The following is a 26,042-nucleotide window of genomic DNA, read 5'->3' as shown; positions in this document are numbered from 1 at the left end:
AATATAGAATATAACATTTAATATCGTGGTATAAAAATCAAAATTCGAAAATTTGCTATCTTTACAATTCATAGCAAATCTGTTCACAATTATAAAAGGCTAAACGTGAAAAGAAAAACCAAACAACATAAGAATGTTTTTTGATAATTTAGAATACATAAGCATAGAAAACCAAACCACTGATTTCCCAAAACATTTTCATGAAACGTTTTGCATTTCACTTATACACAACGGAATAGAACAAATAGAGTTTGAAAATCATAGTCTTTTTAGCGAAAAAGGAAGTATTTCAATTACCAATCCTTATGAAATACACGCAAACCCTTTGATAGATAAACATAATAACTTAAAATTTGATACAATTTATCTATCAAAAGATTTAATGAAATACCTCCTCAATGGAAAAAACATTACTTTTTTCGATAGAAAAATTAACAATGAAAATACCAACCTATTATTTCTAGAACTCAAAAAGGCGATGAATATTGGTAATCCTGAAATAATTGCATTTTTTCTAAAAAAATTCGTCAAGGCAATTCAATTACATTCATTAGAAAATGAAAATGACTATCCCGAAAACCTTTTTAGCGACTTCAACGAAATCAACCAGTATATTGAAGACCATATTAATCATAAATTTTGTCTAAACGAATTGTCTAAAATGGCAAACATTAACAAATATGGATTTGTAAAAAAATTTAAAGCTTCAACTGGAATGACACCCATGAATTATATTTTAATGAAGAAAATTTTTTCTAGTAAAATGTACATTACTCCTACTTCAGAACTTACCGAATTAGCTTACGAATACAATTTTGCTGATTTAGCACACTTTTCCAAAACCTTTAAACGGTTTATAGGTATTTCACCAAAAAAATATCAAGAAAATCTCATTAAAATTTAGTAATTGCCAAGATTATACAAGTGTCCTTTTAAACATACACCTACATTTGAAGAACATTCTATCCAAATGAAAAAAACAATTTACTTGTCAATCCTTTTTGTTATCTTATCTCATATCCTATTCGCCCAATCTATAGACAACTCTTTTTCGCAAAAAAAAATGCAAAAAGATCTAGAAGTGTTTAAAAACATTCGCATTTCAGCAAATTCAGGTTTATATAAATATCGAACAAAACAAGAAATAGATAGTATTTATCAATGGGCTGAAAAGCAAATTAGTCATTCCACAACCTATCGAGAATTTTATACTATTATTTGTCAACTAACCGATTTTGAAGGTAGTTTACATAATGACACTAAATTACCAGAAAAATATTTAAAAAACCTAAGAAAAGAAAGTTATGGATATTTTCCATATCCTATAAAATGGATTAATGGCAAATGGTTAATCAATTACGAAAAAGGTGAAATTCCACTTGGCTCAGAAATTATTGAAATTAACGGAATATCAATAGCAGAAATCATTCAATCTCTTTACAAATATTACACTACTGATGGTGAGAATACCACTGGAAAAAGAATTGGCTTGAGAACTCATTTTTCAAAATTCTACAGAATTAATTTTGGACAACAGGAAAAATTTAAGATTACCTTTAAAAGGCATCAAGCTAATATAGAAGAAAAAATAGATTTAAAAAGTTGTAGTTATTCAGAGTATTATAAACATTTTAACGAAAGATATTCAAAACCATATGATCAAATTTATTATGCTAACTTAAAAGAAAATCAAAAATATAAGTACAAACAAGTAGATAATTCAACTGGCATTTTAACGGTTCATACTTTTAATATGGGAAATGAAACAACGAATACGCATAAAAACTACCTAACCTTTCTGGATAGTATTTTTTATAAGATTAAAACCGAAAAAACACAAAACTTAATTATAGATATTCGTCAGAATGGTGGAGGTACCGATCCTAACGATTTAGTTACATATTCCTATTTAACCCAAAGGAAGTTCCAAGAAAACAAACAAGCTTGGATTAGCTTTAAAAAAATACCATATCTAAAATATATTTACACAAAAATTCCTCGTTTTTTAAGACCATTTGGTGTTATTGGATACAATAAAACGTTTCAAGAAGACTTTTATTTAGAAAAAGGGAATCATTTTTACCAAGGTCCGTTAAGTAGCGATCATCAAATAAGAGAACCTAATGAAAATGCTTTTACTGGAAACTGCTACCTTTTAACAAGTCCAGCTATCGCTTCAGCAGGAAGTTTATTTGCTGCAATGGTTACAGGAAATGAAAACACAACTGTAGTTGGAGAAGAAACAATGGGCGGTTATTATGGTCATAATGGACATACTCCTTTGGGATATATTCTACCAGAATCTAAAATTGAAACATTTTTTTCGGTTGTTAATTTAGAACAAGATGTTTCAAAAGATTCAAATCAAATATACAATAGAGGTATTATTCCTGACTACGAAGTTTCACAAACTTATGAAGACTTTCTTGAACAAAAAGACACCCAAATGGAGTTTGTTCTTAAACAAATAAAAGAAAAACTCGCAAAATAAAAATCCTTATCGAACAAAGCGTAATAGTATTCTCGCAGCCTTTGCCAATTTTAAATTAAAATGTATGGCAAAAAAGGAAAATAATAAAGTGAAAGCAACTTTTTACACCCATCTAAACTTCGACAGATTAGTACTTCATCTTACCATATATCAATGAGTTAATGCTAACTTTAACACTCCTATGCTGTAACGAACTCTCTTTGTAAAAGTCTAATAGAGTAAAAGATAAAATGAAAAATAGTAGAAGACTTTGGTTAAAACAAATAGGATTTGGAATTGCAGGTATTGGATTGGCAAATGTAAATTCTTATGCATCTCCTAGTGTATCAAAAGAAATTATTGATGCTTTTGAAAACCATAATAACTTAATTCATTTACGTTCAAATGAAAACCCTTATGGTCCTTCACCCTTGGCTAGAAAAATTTTAGCAAACAATTCAAATATCAGTAATAGATATAATTGGGATTTAGGAACACAATTAATTTCTGATATTGCTCTAAAAAACAACATCAAAAATGATACTATTTTATTGGGCGCTGGTTCTACCGAAATTTTAGATCTTGTTGCAAAATTTGCTTCTTTAGAAAAAGGAAACTATGTAATAGCCAACCCGAGTTATAATTATTGGACAGAACCATTAGCAAATTTAGGTTTACAAGAAAAAAAAGTACCTCTTACAGTTGATATGAAAACAGACTTAAACGCTATGATAGCAGCTGTAAATAAAGACACTAGACTGGTTTATGTCTGTAATCCTAATAATCCAACTAGTACCATATGTGAAAGAAATGAGTTAGTAGATTTCGTTGGCCAAATTCCATCTACTTCAATTATTTTAATTGATGAAGCTTATTTAGATTTTACAAATCAACAGTCTCTTTGCCCTCTTGTTGACAAATACCCTAATTTGATTATTGCAAAAACATTTTCAAAAATGTATGGATTGGCTGGAGCAAGAATTGGTTATGCTATCGCAAATAACAAAATGATTGCCAATTTAATAGCAATGCAATCCAATACAAATAATAGTGTGAGCGCTCTTTCAAAATTAGCTGCTATTGCGTCTTTGAAAGATGATCAATTTGTTTCCGATTGTCTTTCTTTAAATAAAACAGCAAGAGATTATACCATTTTTGAACTAACCAAACTTAACTGTAAATGCATGGCTTCAAATACCAATTTCATTTATTTTTCATTAGAAAATTATCCTCAGGATTATTTTAAAAATTTAGAAGAAAATAACATTGAAGGCACAAGAATATACGAACAAAATGGAAAGTGGACTAGAATAACTGTAGGTACTTTAGACGAAATGAAAAAATTTATCAAAGCATTACAATAAAAAACTACCATCAATATCTATTATAAACAGTAACTTTATTAATAATCTCTTTAAATTGAATTATTGCAATCCTTTTTTCGAAAAAATACCCTAATAACAGTCTAACTTATTCTATATTCTTCTCAGACTTACAATAATAAAATTAAAAAGAAAAAAGAAACATTAGTTTAGAAATATTTTCGTGTAAATGTAAATTTGGTTACTTATAATTAAATCATAAGTATAATTTTTATCTTTGTTTTTCATTCCAATTAATGAGAAAAATTAACTTCTATTTCAAAAAGGTAAAAACAACACATGCTTCTCGACACCATACTCGATACAATTTACCCATTATCTTCAACTTCAAAATTATTGTTCAAACAAATTAGTACCGAAGTTTCTTTTCCAAAAGGACACATCGTACTTAGAGCAAATAAAATGGAAAGTAGTATTTATTTCATCAAAAAAGGAATTGTAAGAATCTATACAACAACACTAGATAATGAAATTACATTTTTATTTTGTAAAGAAGGAGACCCTATCATTTCTATGAAAAGCTATGTTTTAAATGAAAAAGGTTACGAAGATATCGAATTGCTAGAAGAGAGTACCTTATACGAAATTAACGCAATAAAATTACAAGAATTATTTGAAAAAGACATTCAAATAGCCAATTGGGGTAGAAAATTTGCAGAAATCGAACTTATAAAAACGGAAGAAAGGCTATTGGCACAACAATTTAAAACAGCAACTGAGCGCTACAAAGAACTCTTAAAAAATAACCCTGAAGTAATTCAAAGAGTACAACTCGGTTATATTGCTTCCTATTTAGGTATTACGCAAGTAACTTTAAGTAGAATTAGAGCCGAACTAAAATAAATTATTTTTTAACATTTGTAAAATAACAATAGCTATCAAATAACAATCTTTGCAAAAAAAAGAAATGAACTGGGTCATTTTAATCATTGCAGGCTTATTTGAAGTGGGTTTTGCTTATTGCTTAGGTAAGGCCAAACAAACCACAGGAAATGAAATGTATTTTTGGTACATTGGCTTCCTTTTCGCTCTTTTTTTAAGTATGACTTTACTTATCAAAGCGACTCAAACTTTACCAATTGGAACTGCTTATGCGATTTGGACTGGTATTGGTGCAGTTGGTACAGTCTTAATTGGTATCTTTGTTTTTAAAGAACCTGCTACCGCTCTACGTATTTTTTTTCTTTGTACATTAATAGTCTCAATAATTGGGCTCAAAATGGTAACTGTTGAATAACTTACATCTAGAATGAATGTAAAGTATAGTAAAACAATTATTTTTCTTTTAAAATTAGAAATTTATAAATTTTAATTTCTTTACTATATACCAAAAAACAAAGTAAAAACAAAAATGTTGAATAAATAAAATGAATGCAACAGTAAAACAATATCTAGTAAGGACTAAAAACGCCTATTTTGAAAATAACGGTCAATCTATTGGAGAATGTTTTGAAAAAGTAATACACAGTGCTAAAAAAGAAGACATAGCAAAAGTAAAATTATATACATCGATCCATTATCAATTAAAAAACAGATAAAAAAATTAAAAAATAATGATAGAAATTGAAGAATATATAGATGGTTATGAAAAGACATTTTTAAAAAAAAATAATTTACAACCATGGGAGTTAATTAACGATTTGGACAACATATTACGTGAATGTTTAAAAACATTAAGTGACGAATATGTAATTGAAAATAACATTGCCATACACAAAACAGCGACAATTGAACAAGGCGTAGTTATGAAAGGCTCTATCATTGTTTCTAAAAATAGTTTTATTGGTGCAAATGCATACTTAAGAGGCCCACTTTTTTTAAGCCAACATGTTAAAATTGGACCAAGTTCAGAAATAAAACAATCTATACTTTTTGACAATACAACTGTTGCTCATTTTAACTATATTGGAAATAGTATCCTTGGTAAAAACATAAATTTTGAAGCAGGTTCCATTTGTGCTAATCATTATAACGAGAGAGAAAATAAACAAATTAAAATATTACATGACAGCAAAATAATAGAAACCAAGAGTGATAAATTTGGCTCATTAGTTGGAGATAATTCAAAAATTGGAGCCAATGCAGTATTATCACCTGGAACCTTGTTGAAAAAGAATAGCATTGTAAAGCGACTAGAACTTGTTGAACAGATTAAATAAATTCATTTTTTTTTGACAAAAGACAAATACAGGGTTAAAAATTCATATTACTTTAGCTGAATGAAAAAATTTTTTGACTATATCTTGCAATTTGGCAATTTAAACCAGCAACAAATAGATTTGATATCAAATAAGGCAAAACAAATACAACTTAAACGAGATGATTACTATTTAGAAGCTGGAAAGATTTCGCAACAATTTGGTTTTATAATTGAAGGGATTGCAAGGGTAACATACTATAATAATAAAAGTGAAGAAATTACTAAATATTTTATTGAAGAAAATAATATAGTTGTTGACTTAGAAAGTTTTGAAAATCAAATACCGTCTATAGCTTATGTGCAAGCTGTAACTGATTGTAAAATTATAGTATTCTATAAAAAAGACTGGCAAGAATTACTCAACACTATTGTGGGATGGGATTTAATTGTTCATAAAATAATTTCAAAAGCATTACTTCAAAAAGTGGAAAGAATTAGTTCGATTGTTGCACACGATGCCACAACAAGTTATTTGATTTTTTTAGAAAAATATCCAAATCTTGCCAATAGAATTCCTCTATCTTATTTAGCATCTTATCTAGGAATTACTCAATCTTCTTTAAGCAGAATTAGAAAAAATATAAGATAAAATGCTTTTTGCCAAATGGCAAATGTTATCATTTTTTTGCTTTTTAATTTTGTTTTTATAATTTAAAAAAAGAAATATGAAAACAGTATTAATTACAGGAGCAAATAGAAGTATTGGTCTTGAAACAGCGAAACAACTTTCTAAAAAAGGTTTATTTGTTTACTTAGGGAGCAGAAATATTGAAAAAGGAAATATCGTTGTGAAAGAATTATTAAAAAATGGATTTCATAATGTAAAAGCAATTAAAATTGATGTTACTAATGAAGAAACAATTTTAGAGGCTAAAAATATTATAGAAAATGAACAGGGTAAATTAGATGTTTTAATAAATAATGCAGGGATTAGTAAAGGATTTCCAGAAAGTGTTTTAACTACAGAAATTGGCGATATTCAAGAAGTTTTTGATACTAATTATTTTGGTACAATAAGAGTTACTCAGATATTTATGGATTTACTAAGAAAATCTGAAGCCCCAAGGATAAGTAATATTACGTCTGGTCTTGGTTCTTTAAATTTACATTCTAATCCCAATTGGAAATATTATAATGTAAAATTAGCAAGTTATGTTCCTTCTAAGGCACTTGTAAACACTTATACAATTTTACTAGCCTATGAACTTAAAGATTTACCTTTTAAAGTAAATGCTATTGATCCAGGTTATACTGCTACGGATTTTAATAATTATAGTGGTCCTGGTACGGTAGAAAGTGCAGCTAATTTTATTATAAAACATACTTTAACAAGCTATGACGCCCCAACTGGATTTTTCTTTAGTAATGATTTTGAAACAGAAATTAGTCCTTGGTAACATAAAATTTATAATTAATTATTCCCAAAAAGCATCTTCTTGTTTTGAATATTTTTTTGATAAAAAAACTGAATTGATACTTTTTGGGATATTACTTTGAGAAAAGTATTTAAAAATAAAGCTTAGCAATATTAATTAATGTTTTAATACGAAATAAATTTTTAAATTAATAATTAGCTTGTCCAATTTCTAGTCTATAAATTTTGTCATCTTTGTTAAGATAGAATTTAAAATAGGTTCTAAAATCGCCCCAAGTATCACTATGGAATTGTCCATAAATGTCCAATCCATTATTCTCTACTTTATCAATACTTGTAAAATATTCTCTGCCAATTGTCTTAGTTGAAAATTTAATAAAATCTCTAGGATTGCCATCATCTAGCAATTTTGCATCTGAAATAAAAAATGCCAACCAATTAATAGTATCCGCTTTTTTGCCAAGCTTCAAATGCTTCTTTAACTGTTTTATTTGTCAATTTTGTAGTATCCATTGCAGTTAATTGAATTTGATTTGAATTTTTTTTTTGACCACAGGCTAGGAATAAACCTGTAGTCAAAAAGAAGATTATATTTTTAATTTTCATGTAAATTAATTATTGAGTTGCACCACCATTAACTAACAAATGTTGACCATTTACAAATGATGATAAATCGCTCGCGAAAAATTCAGCAATATTTGCTACATCTTCCACTTCAGCTAATCGATTCATAGGACAACTATCTATCAACGATTTTCTTAGCTCTGGATAACTACCTGCTTCAGCAAATATACCGGAGTGATCAACGGCAAAAGGGATAATAGAATTTACTGTTACACCACGATGCCCAATCTCTTTTGACAATACATCAACCATATATCTCGGAGTTATTTTACTACCACCATATACTGCCATACCTTGTACGGGAAATGCAGTAGTACTTGAAGCTATGTAAATAATACGACCTTTATCTTCAACAGTTTTAGCAGCTTGCTGCATTGTAAAATAAGCTCCTTTAGTGTTGATAGAAAACAAACGGTCAAACTGTTCTTCGGTAAACGCTGTAACAGGAGTTTCTACCATTTCAATTCCTGCATTTGCCACAACAATATCAATTTTACCAAACGCATTAATAGCTTCATCAAAAAGTTTTTGAATATCTGCTACTTTACTAACATCAGCTTGAACAGCAATAACTTTAACACCCATGGCAGAAATGTTCGATACTACTTCATCAGCAGAAGCTTTATCTCTTGAATAATTGATTACTATATTAGCTCCTAGCGAAGCATAACGTTCTGCTATTGCCTTTCCTAAACCTCTTGCAGAACCCGTAATTAATGCTACTTTATTATTTAGTATTTTCATTTTTTTATCTATTAATTTTTGAAATATTTTTTGAAACAATTTTGAGAGAGGTATCATTTAACCAAGCAAATGTAAATCCTGCTACTATGGTTATGAGAAGTACAATCATAGATTCTATTTCAATTTTTGGATGAGCTCCAAATAGTATTATAAGTCCAATAAACCAAGCTGGAATATTGTTTAATCCCTTTATTTTTGTGAGAAATGCAAGAGAACCAATAAAAAGGAATACAGCCAATTGAAAACCAATACTCCCAAACCAATCTACAAAGATTTTACTTGATGTTTGTATAGCTATTCCCATTACGATTCCTAAGATTATCTGAATTAAAATTGGAATAGAATTTTTAATGGATTTTCCGAATAGGTAATAACTTACCCAAGCCAAAAATAAAACCCAAGTTTGCCATTGAAAAAGAAAAGAAATGGTAACTGCAACCGCTCCAAATAATCCTAAAATTATGGCGTTTATAAATGTTTTCATAACTAAATAAATTAAGACATTCCACCATTAACACCAATATTCTGAGCGTTAATCCATTTCGCTTCATCAGTCGCTAAGAATAATACAACGTTGGCAATATCATCGGTTTCACCAATTCTATTGAATGAAGAAAGAGCGGCTAATCTATTGATTACTTCTTCTGATTTTCCATTTGTAAAAAGTTCAGTATTTGTAGGACCTGGAGAAACAGAATTTACAGTAATCCCTCTGGAACCAATTTCTTTAGAAAAAACTCTAGTTAATTGCTCTACAGCTGATTTTGTAGCTACATAAGTACCATAAGTAGGAAGCATAATTCTATTTACAGAAGTCGAAAAATTAATAATACTACCATTCTCTGAAAGTTTGGTTGCCGCTTCTCTCAAGGTATTGAATACTCCTTTCACGTTAATATTGAAATGACGGTCAAAATCCTCATCGGTAGTATCTTTGATGAGTTTGTTAATCATTATACCCGCATTGTTTACCAAAACATCAATTTTACCATAATGAGCGATGCCTTCTTCAAAAAGACGTTTTACCTCTTCCGATTTACTTACATCAGCTTGGATAGCTAATGCCTGTCCTCCATTTGTTTTAATTTCATTGACAAGCTTCTCAGCAGGCTCTTTACTTCCAGCATAATTGATAATTACTTTTGCTCCAACAGTTGAAGCTTTTAGGGCAATTGCTGCTCCAATTCCTCTAGATGATCCTGTTATAAGGATAACTTTGTTTTTTAAATTATTCATATCTATTTGAATTTTATTAGGTCATTATCGACAGTACAAAATTGCAAATAGCCTATAAGGTAATCGTTGTAAGAATTAAAGATAAGATTGCAAAAATCAAAGATTATGATTAATTATCTGATTTTCTGTATTCTTCAGGAGTATTTTGGGTGTGTTTTTTAAAGTAATTACTAAAATGAGAGAGTTCTAAAAAACCTAATTTAAAAGCAATTTCTTTTACAGATAGTTCTGAATTTTTCAGAAGAGATTTGGACTCGATAATAATTTTATCTGAAATCCAATTACTTACAGACTTTCCTGTTTTACTTTTAATTACATTGTTTAAGTAGTTTTCATGCAGGTTTTGAAGATTAGCAAAATCTTTTACACGGTTTTGTTTATCTACTTTATCCGAAAGTAACTCTCTAAAATGCTGTTCTAAATCTTTTTTAAACTGCTTAACTATTCTTGAACTTTTATTTCCTTCGTATATTGGATTATAATTATTCCAAAAGGATTCTTTAATTTTTAATAACAAGATAACCAAAAAGTTACCTATAATCTTATTTTTAAAGGTAGAATTTGAAAGAAATTCCTTTTCAATCTGAAGATATATAGTTTCAAATTCATTGAAATCTTTTTCCTTTAAAGTTTGTGGATAAACAGTTTCAGATAGTAAAAAAGGAAACTCTTTAAAAATACTAGCATGTACATGTTCTTTTAAAAAACTTTCAGTAACTGTAATTAGATAAACCTCATCAATTTCATACCATTCAAACGATTTAAAATGTCCAGGATTAGTAAAATAAATTGTTCCAGGTTCGGTATTAAAAGAAACATCATCTGTGGTGTATTTTCCTTTCGCTTTTTTTACAAATAGAAAAGAAAAATAATTAGGTCTATATCCTATAGATTTAAATGGCAAATTAGGATGCAATTTTTGAAGATTATTTATTGTAAAACCTTCATTGTCAGAAACAGTAACTACAGGTAAACCCATTGATGAATAAGTATCATAAAGGTTTTTAAATGAGACTATTTCTGATTTCATATCTTAGAATTTAATAATTACAAATGTAAAATATATTTTTGATTGGAATAAATGACCCTTCCAAAGTTCTTATAATAAAAATTTTATTAAACCAATTAGTTTAGATTTAAAATCTGACTAAACGGTATAGATTCCTATAGTCTGAATAAGATTAAAAATACAATTATTATACTTTAATTTCATCTCATTAAAAAAAGCAAATCTTATAATTTTTACAAGTTTTGGAAAAATATAAAATAATAGTAAAATAGTATGGAAAACACTTAGGCAAAAAATATTTAAACTGATAAAATCTAACAATCTCAAATAAAAACTAAGGAAAAAAATACTAGAAATAAATGCTAAATAAAAGTGAGAACACAACAATACACAATCATAAATAGCTATAAAATGACCGTTTAAACAAAGTAATTTGACTGTTTAAACAAAATACATTATCCTAAGGCAACCTACATTTGCTATATCACTTATAAATATAAAAAAATGGAAGCAAACAATTATGGTGGCACATTACAAAAACCTATAAATAGTGGGTTTAATGCAAATACAACAGCCAGTGAAGTAATGGAAAAAGTTAACCTAACAGGTAAAATTGCTATCGTTACTGGTGGCAATTCGGGGATTGGTTTAGAAACTACAAAATGGTTAGCCTCAGCAGGAGCAACGGTAATTGTTCCAGCTAGGAATATCGAAAAAGCGAAAAAAAACCTAAAAAACATACCTAGGATAGAAATTCAAGAAATGGATATTATGAATCCACAATCAATAGCAGCATTTACGCAAACTTTTTTAGCTTCAAATAGACCATTACACTTACTCATCAACAACGCCGGTATCATGTGGGTACCATTACGTAGAGTCTATAATGGAATTGAATCTCAATTGGCTACAAATTTCTTAGGGCCATTTCAATTAACCGCCCAATTATTTCCAGCGCTGCAAAAAGCAAAAGGAGCCAGAGTTATCAATGTTTCTTCTCAAGGACATCAATTCTCACCGTTTCATGATAAAGACCCAAACTATATCAATAGAAAATATGAAACCCTCGAAGCATACGGACAATCTAAAACAGCACTCAATCTTTTTACGGTAGCACTAGACCATAAAGCAAAAAAACATCATATTAGAGCTTTTTCCTTGCATCCTGGTGCCATCGCTGGAACCGAACTAGGTAGAGAAGCTTCTTTAGATTTATGGATACAAATGGGACTTTGCGACACAAAAGGGAATATTCTACCCGAAGTGGCTGCTACATTAAAAACAATTCCACAAGGAGCAACAACAACGCTATGGTGTGCCACCAGCAAATCGCTAAATAATCTAGGAGGTGTATATTGTGAAGATGTAGAAGTAGCTGAAATGGCAAACACAAACGAAATCACAAAAGGAATAAAACCTTATGCCTTAGACATAGAAAATGCCAAAAAAGTATGGAAAATTGCAGAAGAACTTACAGGTATTCGCTTCCCAATATAAAAACAAGCCAAATAAAATAGCCTGCTTATCAAAAATAAGTAGGCTAAATGCTTTAATAAAAACAAATGATAAGAATCATTTAATTAATTATTTTTGTAAAACACAAATTTACGACAGCAAATTCATGGAGTATCAGGCTAAATACATAACACAAGATATTAAGCTTTCGAGCTATGAAGATAAATTTTTCAAATCAGATATCATTTTTGAACAACACATGCTAATTTGGTTTATTTCTGGCAAAACAAAAATTATTCAGGCAGATGCGACCTATCATTTTAAAACAGGAGATATTTTCTTAATTCCAAGAAATCAATTAGCTACTATAATTAATTATCCTACTAATGGACAACCACATAAAACAGTAGTTATGCATCTATCAGTAGAAAGGTTAAAACAGTTTTACGAAAACAAAGAAACAACGAAAATAGGAATTCCCGAACAAAAAGTATACAGTTTCAAAAATCATCCTTTACTTAAAAGTTGTCTTTCTTCCGTAATTCCATATTTTGAAATGGAAGGAGTTTTCCCAGAAAATATTGCCAACATAAAAATAACGGAAGCAATTAGCATTCTAAGGGAAATAGATCAAAATATAGACAAGGTTTTAGCCCATTTTGATAAGCCTGGAAAAATAGACTTACTTCATTTTATGGAAAAAAATTTCATGTTCAACATGTCATTAGAGCGCTTGGGGTATTTAACAGGTAGAAGTGTATCAACCTTTAATAGAGATTTTAAAAAGCTTTTTAAAACAACCCCTCAAAAATGGCTAACAAAAAAAAGATTAGAGTTAGCCCATTATCATTTAACCCAAAAGAATAAAAAACCCATAGAAATCTATTTAGAAGTAGGCTTTGAAGACCTTTCTCATTTTTCTTTTGCGTTTAAAAAACAATATGGCTTTCCACCCACAAAATTAATACAATAAAACTACTACTCTTCTCTTTTAATTCATCCTTTTAAAATCATTAGGGGTCATCCCTACTTTTTGTTTAAACAAACGAGTAAAATGCTGTGGGTATTTAAAACCTAATTCGTAAGCAATTTCACTAATTGTCTTTGAATCGTCAAAAATTCTTTCTTTGGCTAGATCAATCATTTTAAACTGAATATATTCTTGAGCCGATTTTCCCGTTTCTTTTTTAACTAAATCTCCAAAGTAATTTGATGATAAATGCAAAACTTCAGCACAAAAGGCTACAGAAGGAAAACCAATAACTTGTGGTTTATCTGAAGAAAAATAATCTTTTAATAAATCTTCAAATCTTTCTAAAAGACCTACATTAACTTGTTCACGAGTAATAAATTGTCTGTCATAAAAACGATCACAATAATTTAAAAGTAATTCAATATTAGACGCAATTAATTTTTTACTGTGTTTATCTATACTTCGACTGAGTTCAATTTGTATGTTTTCAAAACAATCTAAAACGGTTTTTTTTTCTCTTTCTGAAAGATGTAATGCTTCATGTGTTTGATAAGAGAAAAAATGATAATCCTGAATAATTTTCCCCAAAGAAGTACCATGAATTAAATCGGGATGAAATAACAACGCATACCCTGTAGGCTGATAATATGAAATTTCATAAGCAACATCCCAAACTTGTCCTGGTCCAATAAAAACTAAAGTACCTTCTTGATAATCATAGTAGTTTTTTCCGTATCGAATATCACCACATTTTACCTCTTTTAAAAACATGGCATAAATACTAAAATTCATTTTTACAGTCGTTCCAGCTTGCCATTTTTTTGGAGGACATTTTGATAAATCCAATATACTAATTAAAGGATGCAATGTTTCTACTCCACAAGAATCATTGTAATCACTTACCGAATTAAAAAATAAAACCTCATTCATAGTGTGTATTTTTTTAACAAATTTAATCATTAAACCTTTAGTAACTTTATATCAATCTAACATCAGTAATAATGGTAAGTAATTCTGTAATCTATATAACCATAACTTTAAGAGCTATTCGGAAATTTGTAACATTAAGCTGAAATAAGAAAAAATAAAAAACAGATTCTTATGAAAATAAAAACAGGTTTATTGGCTTATGGAGCTTCAGGAAAATTATTTCATGCGCCTTTTATTGAAGCACACCATAATTATGAATTAGTTGGTGCTTGGGAAAGAAGTAACCAAAATATTGAACATGATTATCCAAAGACCGTAAGTTTTAATACGTTTGAGGCTATTTTAAACAGTGATGCTGAATTAATTGTAGTGAATACTCCTATAGATACACACTATGAATTCACCAAAAAAGTTTTAGAAGCGGGTAAACATGCTTTGGTTGAAAAAGCCTTTACAACTACTTCTCAAGAAGCAGAAGAACTACATAAGCTAGCCCAAAAAAACAACGTCAAACTTTGTGTCTATCAAAACAGAAGGTATGACAGCGATTTTACCACAGTAAAGAAAGTTTTGGATGAACAACATTTAGGAGACATTGTTGAAGCAGAAATTAGATTTGAAAGATACAATCCGCAACTTAGTGCAAAAGCTTGGAAAGAAAACGGTAATCCTGGAACTGGGCTTTTAATGGATTTAGGTTCACATATTATTGATCAAGCTTTGGTATTATTTGGGTTACCCAAAAAATTGTTTGCCGATGTTAGAAAAACAAGAGACAATTCAAAAATTGACGATTATTTTGATATCCTATTGTTTTATCCGGAAAAACGCGTACGACTGAAAGCTAGTTTATTGGTAAAAGAACTAGCACCTTCTTATGTTCTTCATGGCAAAAAGGGTAGTTTTTTAAAACATCGTGGTGATATTCAAGAAGACCAATTAAAATTAGGTAAAAAACCAAATCGCGCAGATTGGGGAACTGAACCAAATGAATTAGATGGTCTTTTAGTAACCCATAATTTAAAAGGAATCTACCCAACGCTTGCAGGAAATTATCTCCATTTTTATGATGATTTATACGAAGCCATTTCTAAAGATAAAAAAGTTCCTGCTACTGCTTTGGAAGCTTTCAATACCACAAGAATAATTGAACTAGCCAAAGAAAGTTCTCAAAATCAAAAAGTTGTTTTAGTATAACATAAAAAATAAAACTATGAAATCAAGAATATTAGGACAAGGACTAGAAGTTTCCGAATTAGGATTAGGATGCATGGGATTAACTTTTGCTTATGGAAGAGCAACGGAAGAAAAAACAGCAATAGAATTAATCCAAAAAGCGTATGATTTAGGAATCACTTTTTATGACACTGCGGAAGCATATAGTAAAGGTGGTAACGAACAATTATTAGGCAAAGCGGTAAAACCATTTAGGGATAAAGTAGTTTTAGCTACTAAATTTGGTTTTAAAGAAGGTGATCCAAAATTAGGTTTAGATAGCAGACCAGAACGAATTAGGACGGTAGTTGAAAATTCATTAAAATACCTTCAAACAGATGTTATCGATTTATTGTACCAACATCGAGTAGATCCAAATACACCCATTGAAGAGGTTGCTGGAACGATAAAAGAGCTAATCCAAGAAGGAAAAGTAAAACATTTTGGAATGAGCGAAGCTAGTGTGGAAAGCATAAGAAAAGCACATGCAGTCTTACCCGTAACAGCCTTACAAAGTGAGTATTCTATGTTTTGGCGCGAACCTGAAAATGAAATCCTACCATTTCTTCAAGAATTAGGTATTGGTTTTGTACCTTTTAGTCCACTAGGAAGAGGCTTTTTAACAGGCGCAATTGATGAAAACACCCAATTTGAAAGTACTGATTTTAGAAATACTTTACCTCGATTTAGTGAAGAAAATAGAAAGGCTAACCAAGCACTTATCTCTTTGATAAAACAAATAGCAACAAATCTAAAAACTTCACCAGCACAAATTGCTTTAGCTTGGTTATTGTCTCAAAAACCGTGGATTGCTCCTATTCCTGGAACTACAAAAATTCACCGATTACAAGAAAATATTGGCAGTACTACTATTCACTTATCAGAAACAAATATAACACAAATTACAGTTGCTTTAGAAAATATTAAAATCGTTGGGGAACGATATCCTATAGAGTATACAAAATTTGTAAACAAATAAAAGTGTTTTACCAAAACTATTATAGCATAAAACTAATCAAATAGGATATAATCTAGAAAAGGAAAGTCAATTCAATTCATTCAAAAAGGCGATGTCGTAAAACACTAAAAAATGGTAACCATTGGCACAGAGCCTTACATAATAATTTAATGAAACATATTACTATGATAATCGATTATAATCAAGATAAAACCGAACAGTTTGACTCCATAAACGACACTATGTACAACAAATGTAAAACACCAGTTTATGAAGTTGAAAACACACTAACTCCTAAAGCTATTATGCATCACGAGCAATTATGGCCCAATTATCCTTCTTCATTAAAAGATACAGATCCTGATTTAATTGAAATATTTGACAATTTTGCTTATGATGAAGTGATTTCGCACGATAACATGAAAACCAAAACCCGAGTGCTAGTAATTTTAGCTTCAACTATTGGAAGTCAAGCCCTAACAGAATATAAAATGTATGTACAAGCGGCTTTAAACATTGGAATTACACCTATCGAAATTAAAGAGGTTTTATATCAATCTGTTCCTTATGTAGGTATGTCTAAAGTAATTGATTTTATTTTTAGTACCAATGCGATTTTCAACGAAAATAATATTTCCTTACCTTTAAAAAGTCAAGCTACAACAATTCCAGAAACGAGATTAGAGGAAGGTTTAGCCATTCAAAAAGAAATTTTTGGTAAAAAAATAGACGATTTTTGCAAAAATGTCCCAAAAGATCTCCTTCATATCCAGCACTATTTAGCAGATAATTGTTTTGGAGATTACATTACTCGCAAAGGTTTGGATACCAAGACTAGAGAAATGATAACACTTTCTTTCCTTATTGCATTAGGAGGAACTGAAAGCCAAATAAAAGACCATATTAAAGGAAATGCTAACGTAGGAAATTCACGTCAAGATTTAATCAATCTAATGACCCAATTATTACCTTATGTAGGGTATTCTCGAACAATCCATGCCATCAATTGCTTAAATGAGGTATTCCCGTCAAAATAAAAATAAAATTTAATTTGAATTAAAATAAACAAAAACTAGTATGAACACAACAATTGTTAAGGCTTATGGTACAGAAGCTATAGAAGCCGATTTAAAACAAATGAACATAGAGCGTAGAGAAGTAACGCTAAAAGATGTAGAAATAACTATTTTATATTGTGGTGTATGTCATTCCGATTTGCATACGGCAAGAAACGATTGGGGAGGAACTATTTATCCAGCTGTTCCTGGACATGAAATTGTAGGACGAGTTACAAAAGTGGGAGATGGTGTAACCAAATTTAAAATAGGCGATCTTGCTGCTGTGGGTTGTATGGTAGATAGTTGTCATACTTGTGATAGTTGTAAAAAAGATTTAGAACAATATTGTTTAAATGGTTTTACTGGAACCTATAATGGTCGTGATAAACATTTAAACAGTCAAACCTTTGGGGGGTATTCTGAAAAAGTAGTTGTAGACGAACATTTTGTACTTAGAGTCCCAGAAAATCTAAATTTAGCAGCCGTAGCACCCTTATTATGTGCTGGAATTACAACTTGGTCACCATTAAGACATTGGAATGTGGGGCCAAATTCTAAAGTAGCTGTAGTTGGTTTAGGAGGATTAGGACACATGGCTATTAAATTAGCCAAAGGATTAGGAGCAGAAGTAACCTTGTTTTCTAGAACACCAAACAAAACAAATGATGCCTTAGAACTTGGGGCAGACGCTGTGGTTATTTCTACAGATGAAAATCAAATGAAAGCTGTTTCAGGAAAATTTGATGTTATTATTGATACAGTTCCTTATGTACATGATGTAAATCCTTATATAACCACTCTAAATATTAGCGGAACATTAGTTTTAGTAGGGTATTTAGGAGGATTAGAACCAATATTAAATACCGTACCAATGATTTTAGGAAGAAAGTCTGTTGCTGGTTCGGTTATTGGAGGCATAGCAGAAACACAAGAATTATTAGACTTTTGTGGAGAAAAAGGCATTGTTTCCGAAATTGAGTTAATTAAAATGCAAGATATCAACGAAGCATATGAACGCATGTTAAAAAGTGACGTTCGTTATCGTTTTGTAATTGATATGAAGTCACTACAATAATTCATTGAAAAAGCCAAATCGTAAGATTTGGCTTTTTCTTTAAAAACTTTGCAGACTAAAAAAATCTTTATTTTATAGCCAAATTTGTGTATATACACAGTCTTTTATAAGCTAAGCTATTCATACATAATAAGCAAAACTTATTTTTTACAGTTCTAGATATATCACTTGTAACTATAGAGACTTGTTACTTCTTTTTTGCTTTATAAATTGAAATACAGACCCAAAAATAAATAAAATTAAAAAAACGAGTAAAGTTTTCGCAATTAAAGGATCAGTAGGCCCTTTAGCTAAAGGATGTCCAACAGGTACACGGTTAAAAGTCTCATTAATGGTTGGCACCCAAGATAAGAAGAAACTAAAAGACAGAAAAAAATTCTCAAAATAGCGAAATTTATTATTTCCTTGTTTTTTGAAATGCAAATAATAGGCGATTACTACCAAGAATACAATAAACAAAGCAAATATATGACCTCGGTTAAAACCACCATGATTAAATATCCCCAATGAGGTTAATGAAGTTATAATGGTTCCGTAAAAATAAATTTTTCCCGTACTGTGAGCTAAGTATATTTTGCCAAATTTTATATAAGAAATAATTGCAGCAACAATAGCAACTATACCTATAAGGGTATGAAATATGCCTAAGTTTGATAATCCCATAATTTTAATTTTTTAAATGTTATTTGATACTACAAAGTTGCAATACAAAAACAGGAATGTTTTTTTAAAAAAGTTCAATTATTATAAAATTTGGGTCAAAATTAAAGTATGTTTGATTTCAGAATTATAAAAATAAGACTATTGCAATTTTAAATTGTGTAACTAATTCACCTTTAACGGATTTAATCTTTGATAGTTTATTATTTCATTATTTCATTAAATAGTTAAACCTATAGCAGGTTTTTGAAAATTAAGCAACAATATAAGGGGAAAGCTCTTTTCTTTTACTCCAAAAGTATATAGCTAAAAACACAGTTACAAAAGGTAGAGCAGCACCAAATTCATCTATATACCATGGAGAAAGTGAATTTTGTTCTGTAATGGGTGTAAAAAAAGATTGTATAAAAAGATTGTGGCTAGCATGCAACATAACGCCAGTCCATAAACTTCCAGATTTAATCTGGTACCATGTATAAATAAAGCTTGTACTAACAACCAAAAAAGTAAAGCAAATTAATCCGAACCAAAAAGGTGTCCCATTATTATAAGTGCCAAAAATTAATAAGGGATAGTGCCATAATGCCCAAATACCTCCAACAATTAAAGAAACACTTGTATAATTAAATTTTTTACTCAATTCAGGAACCAAAAAACCACGCCATCCTATCTCTTCACCTAATGCTGTAGATATGCTAGAAAACATACCAATTATACCATTAACAATAAAGAAGATAATAATTACAACCCAATTGGGTAAGACCGTCCAACCCAGTTCATGAGCAACATTTGTAATGAAACTTTTATTATAAAATTCACCCCATCCAACAGTCCAAACAATTAGATAAGCAACTAAAGAATATAGTAACGGGATAAAATAGCTGGTTGCAAGATATTTTGAATTTCCCCATTTCCAACTTAAACTTGATATTTTGCGTTTAGTAATTAAGCAAGTAACGACAGTTGCTAAAGTTGGACACCACATAATACCATAACCATACATCCTATTTGCAATTCTTCCAGCATCTTTAGCATGCAAAGTAAGTATCCACACCACACTGCTAAAAATTAATGTAAAGAAAAGGTACATAAAAACAGGATATTTATTTAGCTTCATTTTATGTTTTGAATAAATTTAGTTTTATTTATGAAATTAATTATTTTTTTATCAACAACAGATTTTTTTAAAAGGTTAGGACAGACAAACCTGCATTTATATAAAAACTACCCTTAGTATCACTTGTTATAGAAGCAGTATTATAGCGTTCTCCATCTTTGAAAATTTTGGAAGAGAAAAAGCTATTATATCCACCACTTAAACTAAACATAATGTTTTTAGCAAACAAATATTCAAAACTAGCTCCATTTTTCAACTCAATAGTATTGTAACTTACTTTACCATTTAAAAGTCCAGTATATCGATTGTAAAACGTAGAATAAGAATGTTGATTAGAACCAACTATAAACCAAGCATTTTTTGCAACTTCTTTTTTTACATTGATTCCGTTTGGAAGATCTACTATTAACTCAATTCCTGATGCCATAAATTTATGATAATAATTCACAATAGGCTCTACAGGAACTGGAGAAGAAGGATCTATCAATACTAAAAGTCCTACTGAGAATGAAGTATTTTGTGTCTTCTTAATCGGTAAATTGAAGCTTCCATTAAAATTAAAACGTCTAAAACTGTTAAAACCATCTGAAATACCTCTAGCTACCAACGAATAAATTATAGGATGATTAAAAATTTTATCTGATCGAGAATAGTTCAATGCCAAGTCGAAAGTGCTTTTGTTTGAAGTTAAAGGTTCTAAACTTGTATTGGGTAATGTGTTTATACTATCTTTTAATTCAAGAGCAGTATAAGTATAATAAACACTTGCCGATAAAGAATTCTTATGCCATTTAATAGCTGGTGAATTAAAAAAAGTACTTATACGTTGAGTCTTTATTTTTCCACTAGCAACATCATTATCATCTAATGAAGCATCAAAATCACCGTATCCAAAATCATTTACTGTAACGCTGAATTGTCTTAAATCAGGATAACGGATAGCAAGTTCTTTCTTTCCAGCACTGAGTGTGTCTGCTTCAGGATGTATAGACGACATGCTGACCATATTCTGAGCCTGAAGCCCGTAAGAACAAAGAATTAAACCGAAGAATAAAAGTTTTAATTTCATATAGTATATACTATTTAGTAGGATTATAAATTTTAGGAGTTAGTAACTTTTTATGTGTAAAATAAAAAAGCTACATTATTATTTTTTAGAAGAATGATTATCTGGTTCAAAATCAAGACTAATAGAATTCATGCAAAATCTATTGTAGGTTGGTGGAGGACCATCATTAAAAATATGACCTAAATGAGAATCACAACGTCCACATAGCACCTCCGTACGAACCATTCCATGTGAATCATCTTCTACATATTTAACACAGTTTTTTCTAATAGGTTCATAAAAACTAGGCCAACCACAACTACTGGCAAATTTGGCATCTGATTTAAAAAGAACATTGCCACAAACGGCACAATAATAAGTTCCTTTGGTATCGCTTTTCCAATATTTACCTGTGAAAGGTTGCTCGGTATCTTTTTTTCGAGCTACTAAATATAGTGTTCTAGGTAATATTTTTTTCCATTCTGCATCAGATACATTCACTTTTGTTGTATCCGTAGTGGAATAATAAGGGTTATTTTCATGTCCTTTATCAGACTTCATGTTTTGTGCATAACTCCCAATAGCCATAAAAGTTACTAGGATGCTAAAAATTTTTCTTTTCATTTTCATTTTCATTAAATTATTCTTTCAGTTTATTATTAAATATCTTTTTGAATTTTTCCAGTTCAGGTTGAATTACATAGCGACAATAATTTTGATTCGAATTATTCTTGTAGTATTCTTGATGATACTTTTCTGCTTTATAAAATATCGTAAAGGGTTTTACTTCTGTTACTATAGGTTTAGTATATATCTCTTGTTCAGTTAATTTACGGATATAATAATCGGCTTTTTCTTTTTGTTCCTCATTGTGATAAAAAATAGCCGAACGATATTGTGTGCCTATATCATTTCCTTGACGATTTAATTGTGTAGGATCATGAGATAAAAAAAAGGCTTCTAACAATTCATCATAAGAAATGACCTTAGGATCATAGATAATATTGCACGCTTCAGCATGACCTGTATTTCCGGTACAAACTTCTTTATAACTTGGATTAGCTACATGTCCACCGGTATAGCCAGATATAACCTTTAGCACTCCTTTCAATTGAGAAAATTTTGCTTCTTCACACCAAAAACAACCCGAAGCAAATGTGACTGTATCGGTTTCAATCACTACTTCTTCATTTAGTGTAAGTTTATTTATATAAGATTTACGTACTGCAGAAAATCCAGAAAAGGAATAAAATAACAATACATAAAATAAAAAATATTTTTTCATAAACTTGATTTATATGTTTTACGGACGTTATGTGATAATTATAACTTTGTTGAAAACCTACTTCTTAGGCTTAAAACAGTTATTTACTTGAAACTTCTTTGGCAAACTCAAGTAACCCATTACCATCTACATATCCCACATGTTTACCGATGATTTCTCCATCTTCGTTTAAAATAAGTAAAGTAGGCAGACCTTCTATAGCCCATGTCTTAGCAAGATTTAAACCTTCGCCTTTTTCAACATCAATACTTATATTTATGAAATTTTTATTGAAATAAGCAGCAGCTTTTGCATCTTTAAACGTTGTTTTTTGTAGTTGTTTACAAGGAGCACACCATGTGGCATAGGCGTCTACAAATATTTTTTTATGATTTGCTTTGGCTATTTCCAGCACTTGTACATATGTTTTTTCGCTAAAGTTTATATCTGTTTTCGTTGAAGTTTTATTTTGAGCAACACTTTCAAAGGATGAAAAAGCAACAATAAAACAAAAACTAAAAAAAGAAATAAGCGAATTGATTTTTAATTTTTTCATAACATTTAAATTAGACTAAACGAAATCTAAAAAGTATTTAGAAATACTAATAACAGCGATATTTTTAAATTTATTCCTGTTTATAATATTAGTTTAGTTTCCAAATACTTTTTCAGAGTTCATTAGAATTAGATTTTAGTGTTATTATTTATTTTTTAAATAAGATAACACCATTTTAGAATGATCAACCCCATTCATAAAGTCTCGGAAACTATAAGCAATAACGCCATCTTTTCCTATAACAAAAGTTTCTCTTCCGCTTAGCTTCATTTTTCCCAAATCTTCTTCTTTTACACCAAACATATTCAACACTTTATTCCCTGGATCACTTAATAAATCAAATTGTAAGTGTTCTTTGGTTTGAAAAGCTTTATGACTTTCAATAGTTCCTTGATTGATTCCCACAACTACAGCATTAGCATCTTTAAACTTTTCATAAGCATCACGAAATGCACACGCTTCAGCTGTACAGACAGCACTTTCATCTTTTGGGTAGAAAAAAACAATCACGTTTTGCTTTCCAACATAATCGGCTAATTTAAAATCATGACCGTCTTGATTTTTTAAGGTAAATAAAGGTGCTTTATCTCCTTTTTTTAATGTTTCCTGAGCAAAAGCGTTAGAATTTGTTAAGAACATTGCTGTTACTAGTAGCAAGAATGTACCTGCCATTTTTTTTAATCTTTTCATAGTTTTATATTTTAAATTACACACTAGTATTAGAATGTAAAGGTGCAATACAAATAAGAGACTGATTTTGTAAATCGGTTCAATTATTTGGTTAATAGGTTCAAGATTGAAGAATGAAATTTTGAACTATTTAAAGTTTTCAATTCCAGCCTGTAAAAAGGCAGCATACTTAGTTACATTAGGTTCGTAAGCTACAGGTTCACTTAATTTTTCCCCATTGGTATCGATAATAACATAATAAGGTTGTGAGTTTGTTTGAAATTTTTCCGTTTGGAAATCACTCCATTTATTACCTATTGTTTTTATCTTTTTACCTGTCGTTTTGGAAATCATTTGTTCATTTTCTGGTAAGACAGTTGTATCATCAACATATAATGAAATCAATACATAGTCATTGTTTAATTTCTCCCATACTAAAGGATCACTCCACACATTATCTTCCATTTTACGACAATTGACACAACTCCATCCTGTAAAGTCAAGCAAAATAGGTTTATTTTCCTTTTTTGCATAGGCTAAACCTTCTTCGTAATCATGAAAACAATTCAGATTTTGTGGGCATGGTTGCGAATGTGTATCGGCTATGGTAGTAACAGTGCTACTATTGGAATTCATAGGGCCCGTGTTCTGATTCCATTCTTTATAAAATGAAGGCGGTAAAAAACCACTCACTAGTTTTATAGGTGCTCCCCACAAACCAGGAATCAGATAGACAACGAAACTGAATATCAAAATGGATGAAATTAATCCGCTTATAGAAGTTTTTGATTCATTTTCGTATTCTTCAAATTTTAATTTCCCCAACATATAAAATCCAAAAAGAGAAAAAATAACAATCCACACTGCGATGAAAATTTCACGTTTTAGGATACCTAACTGATAAACCAAATCAAAAGTAGATAAGAATTTCATAGCTAGAGCTAATTCTAAGAATCCTAAAATTACTTTTACTTTACTAAGCCAACCTCCTGATTTAGGTAGTTTTTTCAACATTGTCGGGAAAGCCGCAAAAACCATAAATGGTATCGATAAGGCAAGGGCAAATCCAAACATTCCAATAGCAGGTCCTATAATATTTCCATTAACAGCTGCTTCTACTAAAAGACTCCCAATGATAGGACCAGTACAAGAAAAAGACACTAATGCCAATGTAAAGGCCATAAAGAATATTCCAATTAATCCTCCTTTATCGGTCATTTGATCAGATTTATTCAACCAACTGCTTGGCAGTGTTATCTCGAAAGCTCCTAGAAATGAGATAGCAAATAGTACAAAAATCAAAAAGAAAATAAGGTTTACAATACCATTACTAGCTAAGGCATTCAAAGCATCAGGCCCTAATGTCAAAGTGATGGTTAATCCTAATGTTACATATATGACAACAATAGATATGGCATATATAATAGCTTTCTTTACTCCTCCATTTTTAGTAAAATAACTTACGGTAAGCGGTATCATTGAAAACACACATGGAGTAAGTAATGCTAAAAATCCTCCAAAAAACCCTCCAAAAAATAACCACCATACATTCGAATCTTGTGTAGTTGAACCATGTAACGGTTGGTATTTTAATGTTATTTCTTCCGTTTCAGGTGGTAGACACATATTCTGGCTACAGGACATGTAAGTTACTGTTCCTTTTATCGTAATGCTGTCTGTTGTTTTGGGGATTATTTTTTGAACAAAATTGACTTCCTTTTCAAAATAATACAAGGTCTGATTATCATAGATTTTTTCTATTTTATTCAGTGGTGTTGGTTCAATGACCTTATTTACTACACTGTATTGATCTGTATTTTTAAAATCAAATACAGTAGGTAATGGTCCGTCAGGTATAGCATTGAATTGACTATTAATATGCCAACCTTCTTTTATAGTGGCTTTCAAATTGACTAGCAATGTATCACCTTTTCCTTGTTCAATAGTTGTTTTCCATTGTACCGGATTTTCTTGTATTTGTCCGAAACTCATGAATACTGAAAAACACATACACACTATTGAAA

29 protein-coding genes are annotated in these 26,042 nt (G+C 30.0%); 15 read left to right on the top strand and 14 right to left on the bottom strand.

Annotation, left to right across the window (positions count from 1 at the left end):
* Positions 1-133: 133 nt before the first annotated feature.
* The 9 genes from CX675_RS10505 (at position 134) to CX675_RS10470 (ending at position 7,449) form a co-directional block, all read left to right on the top strand.
* Entirely contained in the window at positions 134-904 is a 771-nt protein-coding gene (locus CX675_RS10505) for an AraC family transcriptional regulator (RefSeq protein WP_130735190.1), read from the top strand.
* Between the two features lie 159 nt (positions 905-1,063).
* A complete protein-coding gene (locus CX675_RS10500; RefSeq protein ID WP_240723622.1) occupies positions 1,064-2,491 on the top strand; it encodes a S41 family peptidase in 1,428 nt (475 codons plus the stop codon).
* Positions 2,492-2,721: 230 nt separating this feature from the next.
* On the top strand, positions 2,722-3,834 hold the full coding sequence (locus tag CX675_RS10495) for a histidinol-phosphate transaminase (protein WP_130735188.1): 1,113 nt from the start codon (positions 2,722-2,724) through the stop codon (positions 3,832-3,834).
* 297 nt (positions 3,835-4,131) lie between these two features.
* A complete protein-coding gene (locus CX675_RS10490) occupies positions 4,132-4,695 on the top strand; it encodes a Crp/Fnr family transcriptional regulator (RefSeq protein ID WP_130735187.1) in 564 nt (187 codons plus the stop codon).
* Positions 4,696-4,759: 64 nt separating this feature from the next.
* Positions 4,760-5,089 carry a multidrug efflux SMR transporter gene (locus CX675_RS10485; RefSeq protein ID WP_130735186.1) on the top strand — a complete coding sequence of 110 codons (330 nt, stop codon included), beginning with the start codon at positions 4,760-4,762 and terminating at the stop codon, positions 5,087-5,089.
* A gap of 130 nt (positions 5,090-5,219) precedes the next feature.
* Positions 5,220-5,390 carry a hypothetical protein gene (locus CX675_RS19790; RefSeq protein WP_165396021.1) on the top strand — a complete coding sequence of 57 codons (171 nt, stop codon included), beginning with the start codon at positions 5,220-5,222 and terminating at the stop codon, positions 5,388-5,390.
* 15 nt (positions 5,391-5,405) lie between these two features.
* Positions 5,406-6,011: a DapH/DapD/GlmU-related protein gene (locus CX675_RS10480; protein WP_130735185.1), complete on the top strand. Its 606-nt coding sequence runs from the start codon at positions 5,406-5,408 to the stop codon at positions 6,009-6,011.
* Between the two features lie 60 nt (positions 6,012-6,071).
* Positions 6,072-6,641: a Crp/Fnr family transcriptional regulator gene (locus CX675_RS10475; protein WP_130735184.1), complete on the top strand. Its 570-nt coding sequence runs from the start codon at positions 6,072-6,074 to the stop codon at positions 6,639-6,641.
* A 76-nt stretch (positions 6,642-6,717) separates the two neighbouring features.
* The gene (locus tag CX675_RS10470) at positions 6,718-7,449 is read left to right on the top strand and encodes an SDR family NAD(P)-dependent oxidoreductase (protein WP_130735183.1); all 732 of its coding nucleotides are present in this window, start codon (positions 6,718-6,720) and stop codon (positions 7,447-7,449) included.
* Between the two features lie 166 nt (positions 7,450-7,615).
* On the opposite strand, the gene CX675_RS10465 is transcribed toward CX675_RS10470, so the two are convergent.
* The 5 genes from CX675_RS10465 to CX675_RS10445 all read right to left on the bottom strand — a co-directional run bounded on the left by CX675_RS10465 (position 7,616) and on the right by CX675_RS10445 (position 11,061).
* Complete coding sequence (locus CX675_RS10465) at positions 7,616-7,897, bottom strand: hypothetical protein (protein ID WP_205728627.1); 282 nt, start codon at positions 7,895-7,897, stop codon at positions 7,616-7,618.
* Between the two features lie 145 nt (positions 7,898-8,042).
* Entirely contained in the window at positions 8,043-8,795 is a 753-nt protein-coding gene (locus CX675_RS10460) for an SDR family oxidoreductase (protein ID WP_130735182.1), read from the bottom strand.
* A 4-nt stretch (positions 8,796-8,799) separates the two neighbouring features.
* Positions 8,800-9,279, bottom strand: a complete 480-nt coding sequence (locus CX675_RS10455; RefSeq protein ID WP_130735181.1) for a DUF1097 domain-containing protein — start codon at positions 9,277-9,279, stop codon at positions 8,800-8,802.
* A gap of 11 nt (positions 9,280-9,290) precedes the next feature.
* Positions 9,291-10,031 carry an SDR family oxidoreductase gene (locus CX675_RS10450; protein ID WP_130735180.1) on the bottom strand — a complete coding sequence of 247 codons (741 nt, stop codon included), beginning with the start codon at positions 10,029-10,031 and terminating at the stop codon, positions 9,291-9,293.
* A 109-nt stretch (positions 10,032-10,140) separates the two neighbouring features.
* Positions 10,141-11,061, bottom strand: a complete 921-nt coding sequence (locus tag CX675_RS10445; RefSeq protein ID WP_130735179.1) for an AraC family transcriptional regulator — start codon at positions 11,059-11,061, stop codon at positions 10,141-10,143.
* Positions 11,062-11,544: 483 nt separating this feature from the next.
* On the opposite strand from CX675_RS10445, the gene CX675_RS10440 reads away from it, so the two are divergent.
* Together CX675_RS10440 and CX675_RS10435 are read left to right on the top strand one after the other, a co-directional pair.
* Positions 11,545-12,537: an SDR family NAD(P)-dependent oxidoreductase gene (locus tag CX675_RS10440; RefSeq protein ID WP_130735178.1), complete on the top strand. Its 993-nt coding sequence runs from the start codon at positions 11,545-11,547 to the stop codon at positions 12,535-12,537.
* Between the two features lie 124 nt (positions 12,538-12,661).
* Entirely contained in the window at positions 12,662-13,468 is an 807-nt protein-coding gene (locus CX675_RS10435; protein ID WP_130735235.1) for an AraC family transcriptional regulator, read from the top strand.
* Between the two features lie 18 nt (positions 13,469-13,486).
* On the opposite strand, the gene CX675_RS10430 is transcribed toward CX675_RS10435, so the two are convergent.
* Positions 13,487-14,398: an AraC family transcriptional regulator gene (locus tag CX675_RS10430; protein ID WP_130735177.1), complete on the bottom strand. Its 912-nt coding sequence runs from the start codon at positions 14,396-14,398 to the stop codon at positions 13,487-13,489.
* A 171-nt stretch (positions 14,399-14,569) separates the two neighbouring features.
* Here CX675_RS10430 and CX675_RS10425 point away from each other — a divergent pair, with 171 nt between their 5' ends.
* From CX675_RS10425 to CX675_RS10410, 4 genes are all read left to right on the top strand, one after another.
* Entirely contained in the window at positions 14,570-15,595 is a 1,026-nt protein-coding gene (locus tag CX675_RS10425) for a Gfo/Idh/MocA family oxidoreductase (protein ID WP_130735176.1), read from the top strand.
* A gap of 16 nt (positions 15,596-15,611) precedes the next feature.
* A complete protein-coding gene (locus tag CX675_RS10420; RefSeq protein WP_130735175.1) occupies positions 15,612-16,592 on the top strand; it encodes an aldo/keto reductase in 981 nt (326 codons plus the stop codon).
* Between the two features lie 149 nt (positions 16,593-16,741).
* Positions 16,742-17,608: a carboxymuconolactone decarboxylase family protein gene (locus tag CX675_RS10415; RefSeq protein ID WP_130735174.1), complete on the top strand. Its 867-nt coding sequence runs from the start codon at positions 16,742-16,744 to the stop codon at positions 17,606-17,608.
* 40 nt (positions 17,609-17,648) lie between these two features.
* Positions 17,649-18,704 carry an NAD(P)-dependent alcohol dehydrogenase gene (locus CX675_RS10410; protein ID WP_130735173.1) on the top strand — a complete coding sequence of 352 codons (1,056 nt, stop codon included), beginning with the start codon at positions 17,649-17,651 and terminating at the stop codon, positions 18,702-18,704.
* Between the two features lie 174 nt (positions 18,705-18,878).
* Here CX675_RS10410 and CX675_RS10405 read toward each other — a convergent pair whose 3' ends face one another.
* The 8 genes from CX675_RS10405 to CX675_RS10370 form a co-directional block, all read right to left on the bottom strand.
* Complete coding sequence (locus CX675_RS10405) at positions 18,879-19,367, bottom strand: hypothetical protein (RefSeq protein ID WP_130735172.1); 489 nt, start codon at positions 19,365-19,367, stop codon at positions 18,879-18,881.
* 250 nt (positions 19,368-19,617) lie between these two features.
* Positions 19,618-20,481: a CPBP family intramembrane glutamic endopeptidase gene (locus CX675_RS10400; protein ID WP_130735171.1), complete on the bottom strand. Its 864-nt coding sequence runs from the start codon at positions 20,479-20,481 to the stop codon at positions 19,618-19,620.
* Between the two features lie 67 nt (positions 20,482-20,548).
* Complete coding sequence (locus CX675_RS10395; RefSeq protein ID WP_130735170.1) at positions 20,549-21,550, bottom strand: hypothetical protein; 1,002 nt, start codon at positions 21,548-21,550, stop codon at positions 20,549-20,551.
* Positions 21,551-21,628: 78 nt separating this feature from the next.
* Positions 21,629-22,117 carry a peptide-methionine (R)-S-oxide reductase MsrB gene (msrB, locus tag CX675_RS10390; RefSeq protein WP_240723630.1) on the bottom strand — a complete coding sequence of 163 codons (489 nt, stop codon included), beginning with the start codon at positions 22,115-22,117 and terminating at the stop codon, positions 21,629-21,631.
* 52 nt (positions 22,118-22,169) lie between these two features.
* Entirely contained in the window at positions 22,170-22,814 is a 645-nt protein-coding gene (gene msrA, locus CX675_RS10385; protein WP_130735169.1) for a peptide-methionine (S)-S-oxide reductase MsrA, read from the bottom strand.
* A gap of 79 nt (positions 22,815-22,893) precedes the next feature.
* A complete protein-coding gene (locus CX675_RS10380; RefSeq protein WP_130735168.1) occupies positions 22,894-23,349 on the bottom strand; it encodes a thioredoxin fold domain-containing protein in 456 nt (151 codons plus the stop codon).
* A gap of 144 nt (positions 23,350-23,493) precedes the next feature.
* Positions 23,494-24,039 (bottom strand): peroxiredoxin, encoded by a 546-nt coding sequence (locus tag CX675_RS10375; RefSeq protein WP_130735167.1) that lies wholly within the window; start codon positions 24,037-24,039, stop codon positions 23,494-23,496.
* A gap of 126 nt (positions 24,040-24,165) precedes the next feature.
* Positions 24,166-26,028 carry a cytochrome c biogenesis protein CcdA gene (locus tag CX675_RS10370; protein WP_240723621.1) on the bottom strand — a complete coding sequence of 621 codons (1,863 nt, stop codon included), beginning with the start codon at positions 26,026-26,028 and terminating at the stop codon, positions 24,166-24,168.
* Positions 26,029-26,042: the final 14 nt, after the last annotated feature.

The organism is Flavobacterium sp. J27 (assembly GCF_004303025.1).
Lineage (GTDB): Bacteria > Bacteroidota > Bacteroidia > Flavobacteriales > Flavobacteriaceae > Flavobacterium.
The sequence above is the reverse complement of the archived record's forward strand: the minus strand, read 5'-3'. Positions and strand labels throughout refer to the sequence as shown.